Source organism: Streptomyces sp. NPDC090088 (assembly GCF_044747345.1).
Taxonomy (GTDB): domain Bacteria; phylum Actinomycetota; class Actinomycetes; order Streptomycetales; family Streptomycetaceae; genus Streptomyces.
In genome coordinates this window covers 157073-174177 of sequence record NZ_JBIVDZ010000014.1, presented here as the reverse complement: position 1 = coordinate 174177, position 17105 = coordinate 157073, and the positions used below count along the sequence as shown (strand labels likewise).

Annotated in this window: 15 protein-coding genes; 2 read left to right on the top strand and 13 right to left on the bottom strand. The window is 69.6% G+C overall.

All coding sequences use genetic code 11. From position 1 onward, the window contains the following. Window positions 1-8 precede the first annotated feature (8 nt). The 10 genes from ACIPSJ_RS48690 to ACIPSJ_RS48645 form a co-directional block, all read right to left on the bottom strand. Window positions 9-881: an alpha/beta hydrolase gene (locus ACIPSJ_RS48690; RefSeq protein WP_401356247.1), complete on the bottom strand. Its 873-nt coding sequence runs from the start codon at window positions 879-881 to the stop codon at window positions 9-11. 230 nt (window positions 882-1111) lie between these two features. Beyond that, window positions 1112-1936, bottom strand: coding sequence for a CDP-diacylglycerol--serine O-phosphatidyltransferase (gene pssA, locus ACIPSJ_RS48685; RefSeq protein ID WP_355719360.1), 825 nt, complete (start codon window positions 1934-1936; stop codon window positions 1112-1114). Between the two features lie 22 nt (window positions 1937-1958). Further along, entirely contained in the window at window positions 1959-2615 is a 657-nt protein-coding gene (locus tag ACIPSJ_RS48680; protein ID WP_355719335.1) for a phosphatidylserine decarboxylase, read from the bottom strand. Between the two features lie 170 nt (window positions 2616-2785). After that, window positions 2786-3991 (bottom strand): acyl-CoA dehydrogenase family protein, encoded by a 1206-nt coding sequence (locus ACIPSJ_RS48675; RefSeq protein WP_107907975.1) that lies wholly within the window; start codon window positions 3989-3991, stop codon window positions 2786-2788. A gap of 3 nt (window positions 3992-3994) precedes the next feature. Continuing rightward, complete coding sequence (locus ACIPSJ_RS48670) at window positions 3995-4507, bottom strand: MaoC family dehydratase (protein ID WP_217547894.1); 513 nt, start codon at window positions 4505-4507, stop codon at window positions 3995-3997. A gap of 5 nt (window positions 4508-4512) precedes the next feature. Then, window positions 4513-5478 carry a CoA ester lyase gene (locus ACIPSJ_RS48665; RefSeq protein WP_355719329.1) on the bottom strand — a complete coding sequence of 322 codons (966 nt, stop codon included), beginning with the start codon at window positions 5476-5478 and terminating at the stop codon, window positions 4513-4515. After that, window positions 5475-7523, bottom strand: coding sequence for a protein meaA (locus tag ACIPSJ_RS48660; protein ID WP_401356243.1), 2049 nt, complete (start codon window positions 7521-7523; stop codon window positions 5475-5477). Before ACIPSJ_RS48660 ends, ACIPSJ_RS48665 begins: the two co-directional genes overlap by 4 nt. A 17-nt stretch (window positions 7524-7540) precedes the next feature. Further along, window positions 7541-8884 carry a crotonyl-CoA carboxylase/reductase gene (ccrA, locus tag ACIPSJ_RS48655; protein WP_359225382.1) on the bottom strand — a complete coding sequence of 448 codons (1344 nt, stop codon included), beginning with the start codon at window positions 8882-8884 and terminating at the stop codon, window positions 7541-7543. A 408-nt stretch (window positions 8885-9292) separates the two neighbouring features. Further along, on the bottom strand, window positions 9293-10105 hold the full coding sequence (locus ACIPSJ_RS48650; protein WP_359225385.1) for a TetR family transcriptional regulator: 813 nt from the start codon (window positions 10103-10105) through the stop codon (window positions 9293-9295). Between the two features lie 160 nt (window positions 10106-10265). Next, window positions 10266-12071 (bottom strand): 3-hydroxybutyryl-CoA dehydrogenase, encoded by a 1806-nt coding sequence (locus ACIPSJ_RS48645; protein WP_401356240.1) that lies wholly within the window; start codon window positions 12069-12071, stop codon window positions 10266-10268. 379 nt (window positions 12072-12450) lie between these two features. Here ACIPSJ_RS48645 and ACIPSJ_RS48640 point away from each other — a divergent pair, with 379 nt between their 5' ends. Then, a complete protein-coding gene (locus tag ACIPSJ_RS48640; RefSeq protein WP_401356237.1) occupies window positions 12451-13026 on the top strand; it encodes an adenylosuccinate lyase in 576 nt (191 codons plus the stop codon). On the opposite strand, the gene ACIPSJ_RS48635 is transcribed toward ACIPSJ_RS48640, so the two are convergent. The 3 genes from ACIPSJ_RS48635 to ACIPSJ_RS48625 form a co-directional block, all read right to left on the bottom strand. Next, window positions 13013-13546, bottom strand: coding sequence for a GNAT family N-acetyltransferase (locus ACIPSJ_RS48635; protein WP_401356235.1), 534 nt, complete (start codon window positions 13544-13546; stop codon window positions 13013-13015). The two genes, ACIPSJ_RS48640 and ACIPSJ_RS48635, sit on opposite strands and share 14 nt — an antisense overlap. 71 nt (window positions 13547-13617) lie before the next feature. Beyond that, window positions 13618-15186: an alpha/beta hydrolase gene (locus tag ACIPSJ_RS48630; RefSeq protein ID WP_401356232.1), complete on the bottom strand. Its 1569-nt coding sequence runs from the start codon at window positions 15184-15186 to the stop codon at window positions 13618-13620. A gap of 152 nt (window positions 15187-15338) precedes the next feature. Next, window positions 15339-16376, bottom strand: a complete 1038-nt coding sequence (locus ACIPSJ_RS48625; protein WP_355719310.1) for an Rv2578c family radical SAM protein — start codon at window positions 16374-16376, stop codon at window positions 15339-15341. Window positions 16377-16568: 192 nt separating this feature from the next. Between ACIPSJ_RS48625 and ACIPSJ_RS48620 the strand changes: the two genes are divergently transcribed. Further along, a complete protein-coding gene (locus tag ACIPSJ_RS48620) occupies window positions 16569-17012 on the top strand; it encodes an SRPBCC family protein (RefSeq protein WP_359225398.1) in 444 nt (147 codons plus the stop codon). Window positions 17013-17105 lie beyond the last annotated feature (93 nt).

Here is a 17105-nt window from a genome sequence, read left to right as displayed (position 1 = left end):
GTCCAGCCTCAGAAGTAGGAGTTGCGGAACCGGTGGATGCCCTCGTACACGCCGGGTGACAGCACCTTGCCCCAGGTGCTGCCGACGGGGTCGTTCGCCATCATCGCGGCCCACACCTTGTTCTCCATGCCGGGCTCGCGTTGCGGCGGGGTGCCCTGCTCCTTGTCCCAGGCGTTCACGAAGCCCGTCCTGTCGCTGACGAACATGGGGAAGCCGTACAGGGTGGGCGGGTCGGAGACGGGCAGCGAGGTGCCCGGCGGAAGGGCGAAGGGATCCGCGGGATCGCCCGACCACCGCCCTGCGGGCGGGAAGATGGGGGCGAGCAGGAACAGGCTCTTGACGTCCTCCGGGTGCTGCAGGGTGTAGGGGCCCATGGAGGGTGCCGCGGCGGACCAGCCGACGAAGTCCATGGGCTTGTCCCGGCCGGGCAGCGACCTGATGAAGTGGATCACGGTGGCCAGCTCCGCGCATTCGCTCCCCGTGTTGCCCAGCTGGTGCGGGTACAGGGGCGGGCCGGTGTACGGGGGTGACAGCGGGTTGGGGGACAGGACGCCGCGCTGCGTGGGGTTGGCGTTGCGGGGCTCGTCCATCTTCGGGCGGGGGGACCGGCCGTTGCCCTGCAGGTCCATCATGAAGACGTCGTAGTGGTGCCTGGCCAGGTCCTGTGCCCAGTTGTAGTCGATGGCGGACCCGGGGACCGTGAGGTCGTACCCGGCGAGAACGGGCACGCTCCGGCCGTGGAGCATCAGCACCACCTCGTGCGGCTGGTTGCCCTGGGTGCCGTCGTACTCCCTGACGAAGAGCTTCACGGTGTCGCCCTCGTTCGCCGGAAGCGTCGAGACGTGCGGGACCGAGTAGTCCTTGGGGGTGAGCGCGGTCATGGCTGTCCTCCGATCCGTAAGACGGGAGCGATCCCCATCCCCGAATGGGGACAAATCTCCGTAAATTTCACCCCAATTCCACCGTCCTCTTCTGTCTCGCCCTGCGCAACTCGGCCCCTGGCAGGGGTGGTTGACCGGTCAAAGGGCAACGCCGTACGCCCTTGAACGCGAAACGGGTGTGGCCCGAGCCTTCGAGGCTCGGGCCACACCCGTCGGTGTCGTGGCGGGGGTCAGGGCAGCTGGGCCGCCCGCGCCTCGCGGCGGTTGTCGCGGATGTTGTTCACCCGGCGGGCCGTGGCGAACAGCGGGATCACCGCGCCCATCACCAGCTGCAGCGCGCAGCCGGTCTGGAGGAGCAGCTGGCCGGCCGGGGCGTCGAAGGCCCAGGCCGCCAGGAGACCCATGGACAGGACGATCCAGGAGAGCATCGCGCCGGCGAGCGGGCCGCGCGGCTTCGGGTACTCGACCCGGCTCACCATCAGCCAGGCGGTGCCGAGGATCGCGAGCAGCGTCGCGAAGAACGGCAGCTCCAGCAGGACGATCGAGACGACCGTCAGCGCGCCGAAGGGGCTCGGCATGCCCTGGAACATGCCGTTCGGCGGGGTCACGCAGGAGAACCGCGCGAGTCTCAGCACCACGGCGAGCAGCACGACGACGGCTCCGACCGCGGCCACCTTCTGGTACGCGTCGTCCGCCACCATGCCGTAGACGAGGACGAAGTACGCCGGGGCCAGGCCGAAGCTGACCAGGTCGGAGAGGTTGTCCAGCTCCGCGCCCATGGGGGAGGAGCGCAGCTTCCTCGCCACCAGGCCGTCGAACAGGTCGAAGACGGCCGCGCAGAGCATGAGGATGACCGCGGTCGCGGCGCTGTGGCGCGCCATGCCCGCGGACTGGTCGTCCCCGGTGAGGTGCGGGATCAGGATGCCGGTGGTGGTGAAGTACACCGCCATGAAGCCGCAGGTCGCGTTGCCGAGCGTCAGGGTGTCCGCTATCGACAGGCGGAGAGAGAGCGGCATCTCCTCCTCGTCGTCGCCGATCTCGTCGGCCTCGGGCACCCAGCCCGCCTGGGTCTCAGGATCAATCACGGTCAATGCGAGTCACCCCAGCCACGGTCTTCTGGCCGACCTCGACCGCGACCTCCACGCCCTCCGGCAGGTAGATGTCGACGCGCGAGCCGAAGCGGATCAGACCGATGCGGTCGCCCTGCTCGACCTTCGTGCCCTGCGGGACGTAGGGCACGATGCGACGGGCCACCGCGCCGGCGATCTGGATCATCTCGATGTCGCCGAGTTCGGTGTCGAAATGCCAGACTACGCGCTCGTTGTTCTCGCTCTCCTTGTTGAAGGCGGGAACGAAGCCACCGGGGACGTGCTCCACCGACGTCACCGTGCCCGACAGGGGCGCGCGGTTGACGTGGACGTTGAGCGGGCTCATGAAGATCGCGACGCGGGTCCGGCCGTCCTTCCACGGCATGATGCTCTGCACCACACCGTCGGCGGGCGAGATGACACGGCCCTGGGCGATCTCACGCTCGGGGTCGCGGAAGAACCACAGCATGCCCGCCGCGAGCGCGGTGGCGGGCACGGCGACGGCCTTGGCGGCACCGGAGCGACGGGCGCGGAGCAGGCTGACGGCTGCGGTGGCGACGGTCGGGAGAAGCCACGGCGATGCTCCGCGCGCGAGGCGTACGCCGGCCAGGCTGTCTCGATGTGCAGAGGTTTGGCTGTGGGGCATGGATGACCTTCGTAGCGGATGATGCCGCGCTCTAAAGGGGGACGGCGGCTTTCCGGGGATCGTACCGGTCGCGGGCTACAACTGGGCAAGCCAGGAAGCCGAGTCGGCGGCCGAAGACCGTTGACGGGGTGTGATCTTCTTCTCGAAGAAAACACCCCGTATCCGGACAATCAGCCCTGGAATCGATACTCTTCGAGCAACCTGCGCCCGATGATCATTTTCTGGATCTCGGCGGTACCTTCGCCGATCAGCAGCATCGGCGCCTCGCGGTAGAGACGCTCGATCTCGTACTCCTTGGAGAAGCCGTAGCCGCCGTGGATCCGGAAGGCATCCTCCACGACCTCCTTGCAGTACTCGGAGGCGAGGTACTTCGCCATCCCCGCCTCCAGGTCGTTTCGCTCCCCGGAGTCCTTTTTGCGTGCGGCGTTGACCATCATGGCATGCGCGGCCTCGACCTTGGTGGCCATCTCCGCCAGCTTGAACTGGATGGCCTGGTGCTGGGCGATCGCCTTGCCGAAAGTGTGACGCTGCTGGGCGTACTGGACACCCAGCTCGAACGCACGCTGGGCTACACCGCAGCCACGGGCCGCCACGTTGACGCGGCCGACCTCGACTCCGTCCATCATTTGGTAAAAACCTCGGCCCGTGACGCCGCCGAGCACCCGATTGGCCGGAATCCGCAGCCCGTCCATGATCAGCTCGGTGGTGTCGACACCCTTGTAGCCCATCTTGTCGATCTTGCCCGGGATGGTGAGGCCGGGGCGGACCTCGCCGAAGCCGGGCTCCTTCTCGACCAGGAAGGTCGTCATCGACTTGTGCGGGGCCGTACCCTCGGGGTGGCCTTCGTCACTCCGTACGAGGACGGCCACGAGCGAGGACGTGCCGCCGTTCGTCAGCCACATCTTCTGGCCGTTCAGGACGTACTCCTCGCCGTCCTTCACCGCCTTCGACGTGATCGCCGACACGTCCGAGCCGAGACCCGGCTCCGACATCGAGAACGCGCCCCGGATGTCGCCGGCCGCCATGCGCGGCAGGAAGTGGTCCTTCTGCTCCTGCGTGCCGTGCTGCTTGAGCATGTACGCCACGATGAAGTGCGTGTTGATGATCCCGGAGACGGACATCCAGCCCCGGGCGATCTCCTCCACGCACAGGGCGTAGGTGAGGAGGGACTCGCCCAGGCCGCCGTACTCCTCGGGGATCATCAGGCCGAACAGGCCGAGCTCCTTGAGGCCGTCGACGATCTGCTGCGGGTACTCGTCGCGGTGCTCCAGCTCGGTGGCGACCGGGATGATCTCCTTGTCCACGAAGTCGCGGACGGTGGAGAGGATCTCCTGCTGGATGTCGGTCAGACCGGCGGTCTGGGCGAGACGGGCCATCGCTTACTTCCCCTGTTCCTTCAGCTCGGGGCGGCCCGGCTGCTCGCCGCCACGCTCCTTGATGTACGTCTCGGTCGGCACCATCACCTTGCGGCGGAAGATGCACACCAGCGTGCCGTCCTGCTTGTAGCCCTTGGTCTCGACGTAGACGATCCCGCGGTCGTTCTTCGACTTCGAGGGCCACTTGTCGAGCACGGTCGTCTGGCCGTAGATCGTGTCGCCGTGGAAGGTCGGCGCCACGTGCTTCAGCGACTCGATCTCCAGGTTGGCGATCGCCTTGCCCGAGATGTCCGGCACGGACATGCCCAGCAGCAGCGAGTAGATGTAGTTCCCGACCACCACGTTCTTGCCGAAGTCCGTCGTCTTCTCGGCGTAGTTGGTGTCCATGTGGAGCGGGTGGTGGTTCATGGTGAGGAGACAGAACAGGTGGTCGTCGTACTCCGTGACCGTCTTCCCGGGCCAGTGCTTGTACGTCGCCCCGACCTCGAACTCCTCGTACGTGCGTCCGAACTGCATCGCGGTCACGCCTCCGGGATCTCGAACTTCGACGTGCGCTGCATGCCGGCGGCCCGGCCCTTGCCGGAGATGACCAGGGCCATCTTGCGGCTGGCCTCGTCGATCATCTCGTCGCCGAGCATCGCGGAGCCCTTCTTGCCGCCCGCCTCGGACGTGTAGTAGTCGTACGCGTCCAGGATCAGCTCGGCGTGGTCGTAGTCCTCCTGGGACGGCGAGAAGATCTCGTTGGACGCCTCGACCTGGCCCGGGTGCAGCACCCACTTGCCGTCGAAGCCGAGCGCGGCGGCGCGCCGGGCGACCTCGCGGTAGCCGTCGATGTTGCGGATCTGCAGGTAGGGGCCGTCGATCGCCTGGAGGTTGTTGGCGCGGGCGGCCATCAGGATCTTCATCAGGATGTAGTGGTAGGCGTCCGCCGGGTAGCCGGGCGGCTGCTCGCCCACGACCAGCGACTTCATGTTGATGGACGCCATGAAGTCGGCCGGGCCGAAGATGATCGTCTCGACGCGCGGGGAGGCCGTCGCGATCTCGTTGACGTTGTTCAGGCCCTGCGCGTTCTCGATCTGCGCCTCGATGCCGATCTTGCCGACCTCGAAGCCCATCGTCTTCTCGATCTGGGTCAGGAGGAGATCCAGGGCGACCACCTGCTGGGCCGTCTGCACCTTCGGCAGCATGATGCAGTCCAGGTTCTGGCCGGCGCCCTCGACGACCGTGACGACATCGCGGTACGTCCACTCGGTCGTCCAGTCGTTGACGCGCACCACGCGCGTCTTGCCGGTCCAGTCGCCCTCGTTCAGGAACTTGACGATGGTGTGCCGCGCCCCGGGCTTGGCGAGCGGCGCGCACGCGTCCTCCAGGTCCAGGAAGACCTGGTCCGCCGGGAGACCCTGCGCCTTCTCCAGGAAGCGGGGGTTCGAGCCGGGCACGGCCAGGCAGGAGCGCCGCGGGCGGAGCCGGTTGACGGGCGTGGTCATGCGGGGACCTCCAGGGGGTCGAGCTTGTTCGCTTTCCGGATCTCGTCGACGATGCGGCCGATGATTCCGGTGATGTCGAAGTCCTTCGGGGTGAACACCGCGGCCACTCCGGCTTCCCGCAGCTGCTCGGCATCCCCGTTCGGGATGATGCCACCGGCGATCACGGGTATATCTGTGGCACCGGCCACACGGAGTCGTTCCAGGACATCCGGGACCAGCTGCGCGTGCGACCCGGAGAGGATCGACAGACCGACCGCGTGCACGTCCTCGGCCAGCGCCGCGTCCACGATCTGCTCGGGGGTGAGCCGGATGCCCTGGTACACCACCTCGAAGCCGGCGTCCCGGGCGCGCACCGCGATCTGCTCGGCACCGTTGGAGTGGCCGTCGAGACCGGGCTTGCCGACCAGGAAGCGGAGCTTGCCGCTGCCCAGGTCGCGGGCGGTGGCGTCCACCCTGGCCCGCACCCCGGCGAGCGCCGAGCCCGGCTCGACGGGGACCGCGATCGGCGCCGAGGAGACCCCGGTGGGCGCCCGGAACTCGCCGAACACCTCGCGCAGCGCCCCGGCCCACTCGCCGGTCGTCACGCCCGCACGGGCGCACTCCAGGGTGGCCTCCATGAGGTTGCCGGTGCCCTTGGCGGCCTCCTTCAGCCGCTCCAGGGCCTTGCAGGGCCGCGGGTGGTTGAACGGCGGCTGGTAGCGCGTGTCGCGCCAGCGCCCGATCGCCGTCACGACCCTCGCCTCGACCGCCGGGTCCACCGTCTGGATCGCGGTGTCCAGGTCGGCGGTGAGCGGGTTCGGCTCGGTGGTCTCGAAGATGTTGACGCCGACGATCTTCTCCTGGCCCGACTCGATCCGGGCCCGGCGCTCGGCGTGCGAGGAGACCAGCTGCGACTTCAGGTAGCCCGACTCGACGGCGGCCATCGCGCCGCCCATCTCCTGGATCCGGTCGATCTCGGCGAGGGAGTCCTCGACCAGCTGGGCGACCTTCTTCTCGATGACGTGCGAGCCCTCGAAGATGTCCTCGTACTCCAGCAGGTCGCTCTCGTGCGCCAGCACCTGCTGGATGCGCAGCGACCACTGCTGGTCCCAGGGCGTCGGCAGGCCGAGCGCCTCGTTCCAGGCCGGGAGCTGCACGGCACGCGCGCGTGCGTCCTTCGACAGCGTCACCGCGAGCATCTCGAGCACGATCCGCTGGACGTTGTTCTCCGGCTGCGCCTCGGTCAGGCCGAGCGAGTTGACCTGGACGCCGTACCGGAAGCGGCGCTGCTTGGCGTTCTCGATGCCGTACCGCTCACGGGTGATCTGGTCCCAGATACGGCCGAACGCCCGCATCTTGCACATCTCCTCGACGAAGCGGACGCCCGCGTTCACGAAGAAGGAGATACGGGCGACGACATCGCCCATCCGCTCCTGCGGCACCTGGCCGCTGTCGCGCACGGCGTCGAGGACCGCGATGGCGGTGGACATCGCGTACGCGATCTCCTGGACCGGCGTGGCGCCCGCCTCCTGGAGGTGGTAGCTGCAGATGTTGATCGGGTTCCACTTCGGCATGTGGGAGACCGTGTACGCGATCATGTCCGTCGTCAGGCGGAGCGAGGGCCCCGGCGGGAAGACGTGCGTCCCCCGGGACAGGTACTCCTTGACGATGTCGTTCTGGGTCGTGCCCTGGAGCTTGGTGATGTCCGCGCCCTGCTCCTCCGCGACGACCTGGTAGAGCGCCAGCAGCCACATGGCGGTGGCGTTGATCGTCATCGAGGTGTTCATCTGCTCCAGGGGGATGTCCTGGAACAGCCGGCGCATGTCACCGAGGTGCGAGACGGGCACGCCCACCCGGCCGACCTCGCCGCGGGCGAGGATGTGGTCGGGGTCGTAGCCGGTCTGCGTCGGCAGGTCGAACGCCACCGACAGACCTGTCTGGCCCTTGGCGAGGTTGCGCCGGTACAGCTCGTTGGACGCCTCGGCCGTGGAGTGCCCGGCGTACGTGCGCATGAGCCACGGCCGGTCCTTCTCCCGCGTGCCTTCGGCATTCTGACGCTCAGTCATCTATGACCTCGGGTGTCTCAGATGTTGCGGAAGCGGTTGATGGCGTCGAGGTGCTTGGCCCGCATCTCCTCGTCACGCACCCCGAGACCCTCCCCGGGGGCGAGGCAGAGCACGCCGACCTTGCCCTGGTGGAGGTTGCGGTGCACGTCGTAGGCGGCCTGGCCGGTCTCCTCCAGGGAGTAGGTCCTCGACAGCGTCGGGTGGATCTTGCCCTTCGCGATCAGCCGGTTGGCCTCCCAGGCCTCGCGGTAGTTGGCGAAGTGCGAGCCGATGATCCGCTTCAGGGACATCCACAGGTAGCGGTTGTCGTACTCGTGCATGTAGCCCGAGGTGGAGGCGCAGGTGGTGATGGTGCCGCCCTTGCGGGTGACGAAGACCGAGGCGCCGAAGGTCTCGCGGCCGGGGTGCTCGAAGACGATGTCGATGTCCTCGCCGCCGGTGAACTCGCGGATGCGCTTGCCGAAGCGCTTCCACTCGCGCGGGTCCTGCTCCCGCTCGTTCTTCCAGAACTTGTAGTCCTCGGCGTTGCGGTCGATGATCGCCTCGGCGCCCATCGCGCGGCAGATGTCCGCCTTCTGCGGCGAGGACACGACGCAGATGGGGTTGGCGCCGCCCGCGAGCGCGAACTGCGTGGCGTACGAGCCGAGTCCGCCGCTCGCGCCCCAGATCAGCACGTTGTCGCCCTGCTTCATGCCGGCGCCGTTGCGGGAGACCAGCTGCCGGTAGGCGGTGGAGTTGACCAGGCCCGGGGCGGCGGCCTCCTCCCAGCTGAGGTGGTTCGGCTTCGGCATCAGCTGGTTGGACTTGACCAGCGCGATCTCGGCGAGCCCGCCGAAGTTGGTCTCGAAGCCCCAGATGCGCTGCTCGGGGTCGAGCATCGTGTCGTTGTGGCCGTCGCTGGACTCCAGCTCCACGCTGAGGCAGTGCGCGACGACCTCGTCACCCGGCTTCCAGGCGTTGACGCCCGGGCCGGTGCGCAGGACGACGCCCGCGAGGTCGGAGCCGATGATGTGGTACGGCAGGTCGTGGCGCTTGGTCAGCTCGCTGAGGCGGCCGTAGCGCTCCAGGAAGCCGAAGGTCGACAGCGGCTCGAAGATCGACGTCCACACCGAGTTGTAGTTGACACTCGATGCCATGACGGCGACCAGGGCCTCGCCCGGGCCCAGCTCGGGCAGAGCCACCTCGTCGAGGTGGATGGACTTGCGCGGGTCCTTGTCGCGGGTCTCCAGACCGGCGAACATCTCCGTCTCGTCCTTGTGCACGGTGATCGCGCGGTACGACTCGGGGAGCGGCAGGGCGGCGAAGTCGGCCGGCGTCGAGTCCGGCGACTGGATCGCGTCCAGAATGGCCTGAGTGGTCACGGTGTTGCCTCCGGCGATGCTTGCGCCCCTTGAGGGAAGGGGCGCTGAGGGTTACGTCGGTGCTGCTGAGGGTTTTGGGAAAGATGCCGTCGGTTCGGCGGGGTGGTGCTGTGGCAGCGCTTTGTGGCGCGGGAGGTTGCCTGTGACGCAGGCGTCCGGCGGGGGAGCTGGTGGGCTCACCGGGACAGGCCGGACTCCATCAACGTATGACACCGCGTGTCAGGCCGCAAGGCACTGAGTGCCATGACTTCGCCTCAGATGAAATCTTTACGTAACAAATGAGCGATGATCGATCGAACGGCCGCGGAAAGGCGCCTGAAAAGGTGCTCTGACATGCCAAAACGGCCACCCGGGCGGGTGGCCGTCATCACAGCGGCGGAGTGTCCGAGGACACTCCGGGAAGGGGGCTCAGCGCTCCTTGAGCGCCTGTTCGATGGTCCGCATGACCTCGTCCAGCGGGGCGTCGGTACGGGCCACGGTCACCAGTACCTCCCCCTGCGAGGCGACCGAGGCCGACGCCGGCCGGCGGGGCTCGGTCTCCCGGCCCGCGCCGATCCCGTTCCCGAAGGTCTTCCGCACGATCGCGAAGGCATGGTCCAGCTGCGTCTCCACGTCCCCCTGTCCGCCCGCCCGCAGCCAGCGCCGCAGCACATGGTTGTGGGCGGTGACCACAGCCGACGCCGCGACCTCGGCCAGCAGCGGGTCGTCGTTGGCGTCGTCCGCGTGGGCGTGCTCGTCGAAGTGGCCCAGGAGGTAGCGGGTGAAGAGGCGCTCGTAGCGGGCCACCGAGGCGATCTCGGCCTCGCGGAGGGTGGGTACCTCGCGCGTGAGCTTGTAGCGGGCGACCGAGATCTCCGGCCGGGCCGCGTACATCTTCATGACTTCCTTGATGCCGCGGCACACGGTGTCGAGCGGGTGCTCGTGCGCGGGGGCCGCGTTCAGCACCGCCTCGGCGCGGATCAGGGTGTCGTCGTGGTCGGGGAAGATCGCCTCTTCCTTGGAGCGGAAGTGACGGAAGAAGGTGCGGCGGGCGACCCCGGCCGCGGCCGCGATCTCGTCGACGGTGGTCGCCTCGTACCCCTTGGTCGCGAAGAGTTCCATCGCGGCGGCCGCCAGTTCCCGGCGCATCTTGAGCCGCTGGGCCGCCGCGCGGCTGCCCGCGGCACTCTCCGGCGCGTCGGGCGTGGCTGGTGTTCGTGAGGACCTGGCGGGCTGGGGCATGACCCGAACGTACTGCATGTGCGCAGCTTGATGCGCATGTCCGGGGTTTCCCCCGCCCGCGAGGGGCGGGGGAGCGCCGGGCCGGGCGGGCGGGAGCTGGCTGCCCGGGTCGAGCAGTCCGCCCCAGTCGTTCTCGTCCCGGAACCAGTCGCCGACGCCGTCAGCGGCGGGCATATTCGCGGAAGCCACGGCCGGTCTTGCGGCCGAGGCAGCCTGCGGCCACCAGGTGCTCCAGGAGCGGCGCGGGCGCCAGGCCCGGGTCGCGGAACTCCCGGTGCAGCACCTTCTCGATCGCGAGCGAGACGTCCAGGCCGACCACGTCGAGGAGTTCGAACGGGCCCATCGGGTAGCCGCCGCCGAGCTTCATCGCCGCGTCGATGTCGTCCAGCGACGCGTAGTGCTCCTCGACCATCTTGATCGCGTTGTTCAGGTACGGGAACAGCAGCGCGTTCACGATGAAACCGGCCCGGTCACCGCAGTCGACCGCGTGCTTGCGGATCTTCGCGCAGACCTCGCGGACGGTCGCGTGGACGTCCTCGGTGGTCAGCACGGTACGGACCACCTCGACCAGCTTCATGGCCGGCGCCGGGTTGAAGAAGTGCATGCCGATCACGTCCTGGGGACGCGAGGTGGCGCGGGCGCAGGCGACGACCGGCAGCGAGGAGGTGGTGGTGGCCAGGACCGCGCCCGGCTTGCAGACCTTGTCCAGGGTGGCGAACAGCTGCTGCTTGACCTCCAGGTCCTCGGCGACGGCCTCGACGGCCAGGTCGACGTCGGAGAAGGCGTCGTACGAGCCCGCCGGGGTGATCAGGTCCAGGGTCTGCGCGGCGGCCTCGGCGGTCATCCGGCCCTTGCCGACCGAGCGGTCCAGGGACTTGCCGATGCGGGCCTTGGCGGCCTGGGCCTTCTCCTCGCTGCGGGCGGCGAGGACGACCTCGTACCCGGCCTTGGCGAAGACCTCGGCGATGCCGGAGGCCATGGTGCCGGAGCCGGCGACACCGACCGAGCGGACCGTACGGCCCGGGGTGAGCTGGGCGCCGTCCAGCGGGGTCTGGGCGTCGCGGACGACGTTCGCGCTGCCCGGGGCCTCGTAGCTGTAGAAGCCGCGGCCCGACTTGCGGCCGGTCAGGCCCGCCTCGCTGAGCTGCTTGAGGATGGGGGCCGGGGCGTGCAGCCGGTCACGGGACTCGGCGTACATGGCCTCCAGGACCGTGCGCGCGGTGTCGATGCCGATCAGGTCGAGCAGCGCCAGCGGGCCCATCGGCAGGCCGCAGCCGAGCCGCATGGCCGCGTCGATGTCCTCGCGGGAGGCGTACTTCGCCTCGTACATCGCGGCGGCCTGGTTGAGGTAGCCGAACAGCAGCCCGTCCGCGACGAACCCGGGGCGGTCGCCGACCGCGACCGGCTCCTTGCCCAGTTCGAGGGCGAGGTCCGTGACGGTGGCGACGGCGCTCGGCGCGGTGAGCACCGAGGAGACCACCTCGACCAGCTTCATCGCCGGGGCCGGGTTGAAGAAGTGCAGGCCGAGGACGCGCTCGGGGCGCGCCGAGTCGGCGGCCAGCCGGGTCACGGAGAGCGCGTTGGTGCCGGTGGCGAGGATGGTCTCCGGGCGGACGATGCCGTCCAGCTCCCGGAAGATCTGGTGCTTGATGTCGTACGACTCCGGGGCCACCTCGATGACCAGGTCGGCGTCGGCGGCGGCCGTGAGGTCGGTGCCCATGCGGACCCGGGCGAGGACGTCGGCGCGCTCCTGCTCGGTGAGCCGGCCGCGCTCCACGGACCGGGCCGTGGAGGCCTCCAGGGCGGCGAGGGAGCGGGCGGCCTGGGCCTCGCTGACGTCGATGCCGATCACGTCGCGGCCGGCCGTCGCGAGGACCTCGGTGATACCGGTGCCCATGGTGCCGAGGCCGACGACGGCGACGGTCCTGAGCGGGGACAGGGAAGGGTCGGACTGGGGAGTGGCCATCGCGGGACTCCAGGAATGAGGGTGACGACTGGAAACGCGCCCGGGTGCGCCGAGGGGCGCACCGGGTGCACGGAGAGCTGCGTGAATGCGGGTGGTGCCGGGCTGCGAACGCACACGCCCGGTGCTGCCGCCGGGGGCGCGCACACGCCCGGGAGCGGCGGATTCCGACCGGCCCTGTCCCGGAGCCGTGCCGTACTGCGGTACCGAGGTACCGAACCGACCTGATGCTCACCGCGGTTGCGTCACCAAACCGATGTGAGCGTGAGTGCGAGTGGGTGACTCGCTCGATTGAGCTTAACCGGCGGGTAACGAGCGCGCCAGCCCCCCGACTTTGTGATGTACGTCCCCCCGTCCCCGCGACCCCTCTACGCTGGGCTTCGTGGACGAAGAGTTGCGATCACTCACGGAGCGTCTGCGCCAGGAGTCGCAGGGAACGGCCGCCTACGGACGGCTCCTGGCCACCGAGGACCACGACGAGTTGGCGGAGGTGCTCACCGCGGCCGGACAGCCCCTGTGGGCCAGGGAGTTGGCGGCGTACCGGCTGGGGACGGCCGGTGACCGGCGGGCCTTCGAGACCCTGGTCCTCCTCCTGAACCACCGTGACCCACCCCGCTGCGCCTCCGCCGCCTACGCCCTCTCCCGCCTCCAGGACCCGCGGACCGCCCGCGCGGCCGCCGCCCTGGCCACCAACGAACTCCGCGTCGCCTACGCCCTGCACCCGGTCCGTCTCCTGGTCGAACTCCGCGCCCCGGAGTCCGTCCCGGCCCTGATCACCACCCTGGAACGCCGGCTGCGCCCCCACGACCCCTACCGCCGGGTCGCCCTCGCCTGTGTCGAAGGCCTCGGCACCCTGGCCGACCCCCGGGCCCGCCGCGTCCTGAGCGAGGCGCTGGCCCACCCCACCCTCGCCCAGGCGGCGGTCCAGGCCCTGGCCCGCATCCCTAAGCCGCGGTGACGCCGAACTCCCTGACGTACCGCACCTCGGGCACGGCCACCCCGTCGACCTCGTACGGCTCCTCGGTGCCGTCGGCCCGGAAGCCCGCGAGCTCGTAGAAGCGCCGGGCGCGCGCGTTCCCCTTCAGTACCCACAGGTACAGGCGCGCGTGCCGGGCGCACTGTTCGAGGACCGTGGCCAGCAGCGTCCGCCCGGCCCCCGTCCCGACGTGGGCCGGGTCGACGTAGATCGCGTACAACTCGGCCGCGCCGGTGCGCACTTCGCCGTCCCGGTACGGCCCGTGCGCCGCCCACCCGACGATCGTGCCGGCCTTCTCGGCGACCAGGTCCGTCACCCCGTCCTCGCCGTCGCGGAAGCGGGCCCGCCGCCGCTCGGCGTCCCGCTCGACGCTGAGCCCGTCCAGGAACGGCTGCGGCATGAGCCCCGCGTACGCGTACTGCCAGCCCCGGACACGTATCTCGGAGACCCGGTCGCAGTCGTCGAGGGCCATCGGGCGGATGCGGAGGGAGTCGTCGTTCATGACGGCACCCTAGACAGCGGACGGCCCCGGCAGCCCCGGTTTTCCGGGGTGCCGGGGCCGTCGGCGGGCTCTCAGCCGCGGAAGCCCAGCAGTCCGTGCAGGGTCGAGCCACGGGACGACGTGGAAGCCGCCTTCGTGGTCAGGGGCTTCGGGTCGGGGCTCTTCCCGCAGACCGCGTCGGCGGTGCCGGTGCCGCGCGGGACCGTGCCGTCGGTCAGGTAGGTGGCGAGGTACTTGTCCAGGCAGGTGTTGCCGCTGAGGGTGACGCCGTGGTTGCCGCCGCCCTGTTCGACGACCAGGCTGGAGCGGGCCAGCAGGCGGTGGACGGTGACGCCGCCCTGGTAGGGGGTGGCCGCGTCGTCCGTGGCCTGGAAGAGGAGGGCCGCGGGGAGCTTGCCGTTGGCGATGTTCGTCGGCTTCAGCGACTTCGTCGGCCAGTAGACGCACGCCGCGTTGTACCAGGCGTTGTTCCAGGTCATGAACGGCGCCTTCTGGTACGCCGCCCAGTTGTCCTTGCTCCACTGGTTCCAGTCGCGCGGCCAGGAGGAGTCCCGGCACTGGACGGCCGCGTAGACGCTGTAGCCGTTCTCGCCCGAGGCGTCCACGGCGGCGAAGTTCTTGTACGCCTCGACCAGCGCCGTCGTCTTCTTGCCATTGACGTACGACGAGAACGCCTCGGCCAGGTAGGGCCAGTAGCCGTTGTAGTAGCCGCCCGGGATGAAGGTGTCCTCCAGTTCGGAGGCGCCCACCTTGCCGCCGGCCGGTTTCTTCGCCAGCGCGGCCCGCATCGCGTACCACTTGGCCTCGACCTGCTCCGGGTCGGTGCCCAGCTTGTAGGTCGCGTGGTATTTGGCGATCCACGCCATCAGGGCGCGGTGGCGGTCGTTGAAGGCGTAGTCCTGGCTCAGGTTGTCCTCGTACCAGACACCCGTCGGGTCCACGATCGAGTCCAGGACCAGGCGGTGGATCCGGTCCGGGTGCAGCTTGGCGTAGACCGCGCCCAGGTAGGTGCCGTAGGAGTAGCCGAAGTAGCTGATCCGGCGGGCCCCGAGGGCCAGCCGGACGGATTCGAGGTCCTGTGCGGCGCTGACCGTGTCGAGGTACGGCAGCAGGCTCGCGTACCTCCTGCCGCAGGCCGCCGCGAACGACTTCACCCGCTTGAGGTTCGCCTGTTCCAGGGCGGGCGTGGCCGGGACCGAGTCGGGGCGCACCGGCTTGAAGTAGCCGGGGGCGCAGTCGATCGCGGGGCTGCTGCGGCCGACCCCGCGCGGGTCGAAGCCGATGACGTCGTAGCGGGCGGCCACCTTCTTGGGCAGCGCGGAGGCCACGAATCCGGCCAGGCCCAGCCCGCTGCCGCCGGGGCCGCCGGGGTTGACCAGCAGGGGACCCTGCGAGGCGGTCGCGGTGTGCGGGACGCGGGTGAGGGCGAGGGTGAGCTGCTTCCCGGCCGGGTCGCGGTGGTCGAGGGGCACCTTGACCGAGCCGCACTGCAGCGTCGGGTAGTCGGTGGTGCCGCACTTCTTCCAGGTCACCGGGGACACCTGGAGGGGGGCTCGGGCGGCGGCGCTCGCGGGCAGCGCGGTGACCGACCCGGCCACGACAGCGGCGGCGGCGCACAGCACGGCTGCGCGTGTTCGCATGGGGTCCTCCCAGGACGGAGGGATCGCGGACCGCACGTGTCACGGTCCTCGCCGCATCGTCCCGGAGTCGGGCCCCGGAAGAACGTGTTCAGACGATTATTGACCCAATTGGGCCGAGGGTTGCGCTCGAACGCCCTCCCGGGCGACCGCGCTCAGAGCAGCGTCAGCTGGGTCGGCTCCGCCGGTTCGGGCTCGTCCGCCGCCGGCACCGGGACGCGGCGGGGCGTGCCCCCGCTGCCGGGGCCGATGCCGTACTCCTGGGCCAGCTCGTGCACCTGACGGGTGATCCGGCGCTGGTACCACTTGGGCGCGTAGGCGCCCTCCGCGTACAGCCGCTCGTAGCGCCGCACGAGATGCGGGTGGTGGGCCGCCAGCCAGCTCATGAACCACTCGCGGGCACCGGGGCGCAGGTGCAGCACCAGGGGTGTCACGGAGGTGGCCCCGGCCGCCGCGATCGCCCGCACGGTGGCCCGGAGTTGGGCCGGGTGGTCGCCCAGGAAGGGGATCACCGGCGCCATCAGGACCCCGCAGCCGATGCCGGCCCCGGCGAGGGCCCGGACGACCTCCAGGCGGCGCTCGGGGGCCGGGGTGCCCGGCTCCACCGTCCGCCACAGCTCGGGGTCGACGAAGCCGACCGAGACCGAGATCCCGACGTCCGTGACGTCCGCCGCCCGGCGCAGCAGGTCGAGGTCGCGCAGGATCAGGGTGCCCTTGGTGAGGATCGAGAACGGGTTCGCGTGGTCGGCGAGGGCGGAGATGATCCCCGGCATCAGCCGGTAGCGGCCCTCCGCGCGCTGGTAGCAGTCGACGTTGGTGCCCATCGCGATGTGGTCGCCCAGCCAGCGCCGCGAGCCCAGCTGGCGGCGGAGCAGCTCCGGCGCGTTCGTCTTGACCACGATCTGGGTGTCGAACCCGATCCCGGTGTCCAGGTCCAGATAGCTGTGGGTCTTGCGGGCGAAGCAGTACACGCAGGCGTGCGTGCAGCCACGGTACGGGTTCACCGTCCATTCGAACGGCATCCGCGAGGCGCCCGGCACCCGGTTGATGATCGACCGCGCCCGTACCTCGTGGAAGGTGATCCCACGGAACTCGGGCGTGTCGAAGGTGCGGGTCGTCACCGCGTCCGCACCGAACAGCGCGGTCGTGGCCCGGCCGTGTCCGGCCTCCTCGGTGAGGTTCTCCCAGCGCATTGACGCCTCCTCGGTAGCACTGCCCACAGAATAGAACATCTGTTCCCATGATCGTGCGAACGATCTGTGGAGACCGCGCGGACGCCGATTCCGATCCCTTTTCCGATCGCTTGGGGACCCCGATTTGGGCGGCCGGACCCCGGGGTGGTTGGCTTGGCGCAACCCCGAGAACTCAGGTGCTGGAGGAAAGCGATGGCGCAGGTCGAGGCCACTACGGAGCGGGTCGTCGCCGCGGACGCGGAGAAGGTGTTCGACACCGTCGCCGACTACAGCGGTACGCGCGCGAACCTGCTCACCGAGCACTTCAGCGAGTACGAGGTGCGCGAGGGCGGCGACGGCGAGGGCACCCTCGTCCACTGGAAGCTCCAGGCCACCAGCAAGCGTGTGCGGGACTGCCTCCTGGAGGTCAGCGAGCCCACCGACGGAGAGCTGGTCGAGAAGGACCGCAACTCCTCCATGGTCACCACGTGGCGCGTCACCCCGGCCGGCGAGGGCAAGTCCCGGGTCGTCGTCCACACCACCTGGCAGGGCGCCGGCGGCATCGGCGGCTTCTTCGAGAAGACCTTCGCGCCCAAGGGCCTCGGCCGTATCTACGACGGGATCCTCGACAAGCTCGCCGCCGAGGTCGAGAAGTAACCTCGCGGTGAACAGGGGGCGTTGGCCCCCTCACCGGTTCGAGTGGATCTCCACGTCGTACGGAGTCGTGCCGTAACTCGTCGTGCTTGCTCG

Excerpts from the sequence above, each read along its gene's own strand:
- ACIPSJ_RS48690 (WP_401356247.1), bottom strand. The coding sequence starts at position 881 with ATGACCGCGCTCACCCCCAAGGACTACTCGGTCCCGCACGTCTCGACG.
- ACIPSJ_RS48680 (WP_355719335.1), bottom strand. The coding sequence starts at position 2,615 with ATGCCCCACAGCCAAACCTCTGCACATCGAGACAGCCTGGCCGGCGTA.
- ACIPSJ_RS48675 (WP_107907975.1), bottom strand. The coding sequence starts at position 3,991 with ATGGCCCGTCTCGCCCAGACCGCCGGTCTGACCGACATCCAGCAGGAG.
- ACIPSJ_RS48670 (WP_217547894.1), bottom strand. The coding sequence starts at position 4,507 with ATGCAGTTCGGACGCACGTACGAGGAGTTCGAGGTCGGGGCGACGTAC.
- ACIPSJ_RS48665 (WP_355719329.1), bottom strand. The coding sequence starts at position 5,478 with ATGACCACGCCCGTCAACCGGCTCCGCCCGCGGCGCTCCTGCCTGGCC.
- ACIPSJ_RS48660 (WP_401356243.1), bottom strand. The coding sequence starts at position 7,523 with ATGACTGAGCGTCAGAATGCCGAAGGCACGCGGGAGAAGGACCGGCCG.
- ACIPSJ_RS48650 (WP_359225385.1), bottom strand. The coding sequence starts at position 10,105 with ATGCCCCAGCCCGCCAGGTCCTCACGAACACCAGCCACGCCCGACGCG.
- ACIPSJ_RS48645 (WP_401356240.1), bottom strand. The coding sequence starts at position 12,071 with ATGGCCACTCCCCAGTCCGACCCTTCCCTGTCCCCGCTCAGGACCGTC.
- ACIPSJ_RS48635 (WP_401356235.1), bottom strand. The coding sequence starts at position 13,546 with ATGAACGACGACTCCCTCCGCATCCGCCCGATGGCCCTCGACGACTGC.
- ACIPSJ_RS48630 (WP_401356232.1), bottom strand. The coding sequence starts at position 15,186 with ATGCGAACACGCGCAGCCGTGCTGTGCGCCGCCGCCGCTGTCGTGGCC.
- ACIPSJ_RS48625 (WP_355719310.1), bottom strand. The coding sequence starts at position 16,376 with ATGCGCTGGGAGAACCTCACCGAGGAGGCCGGACACGGCCGGGCCACG.
- ACIPSJ_RS48620 (WP_359225398.1), top strand. The coding sequence starts at position 16,569 with ATGGCGCAGGTCGAGGCCACTACGGAGCGGGTCGTCGCCGCGGACGCG.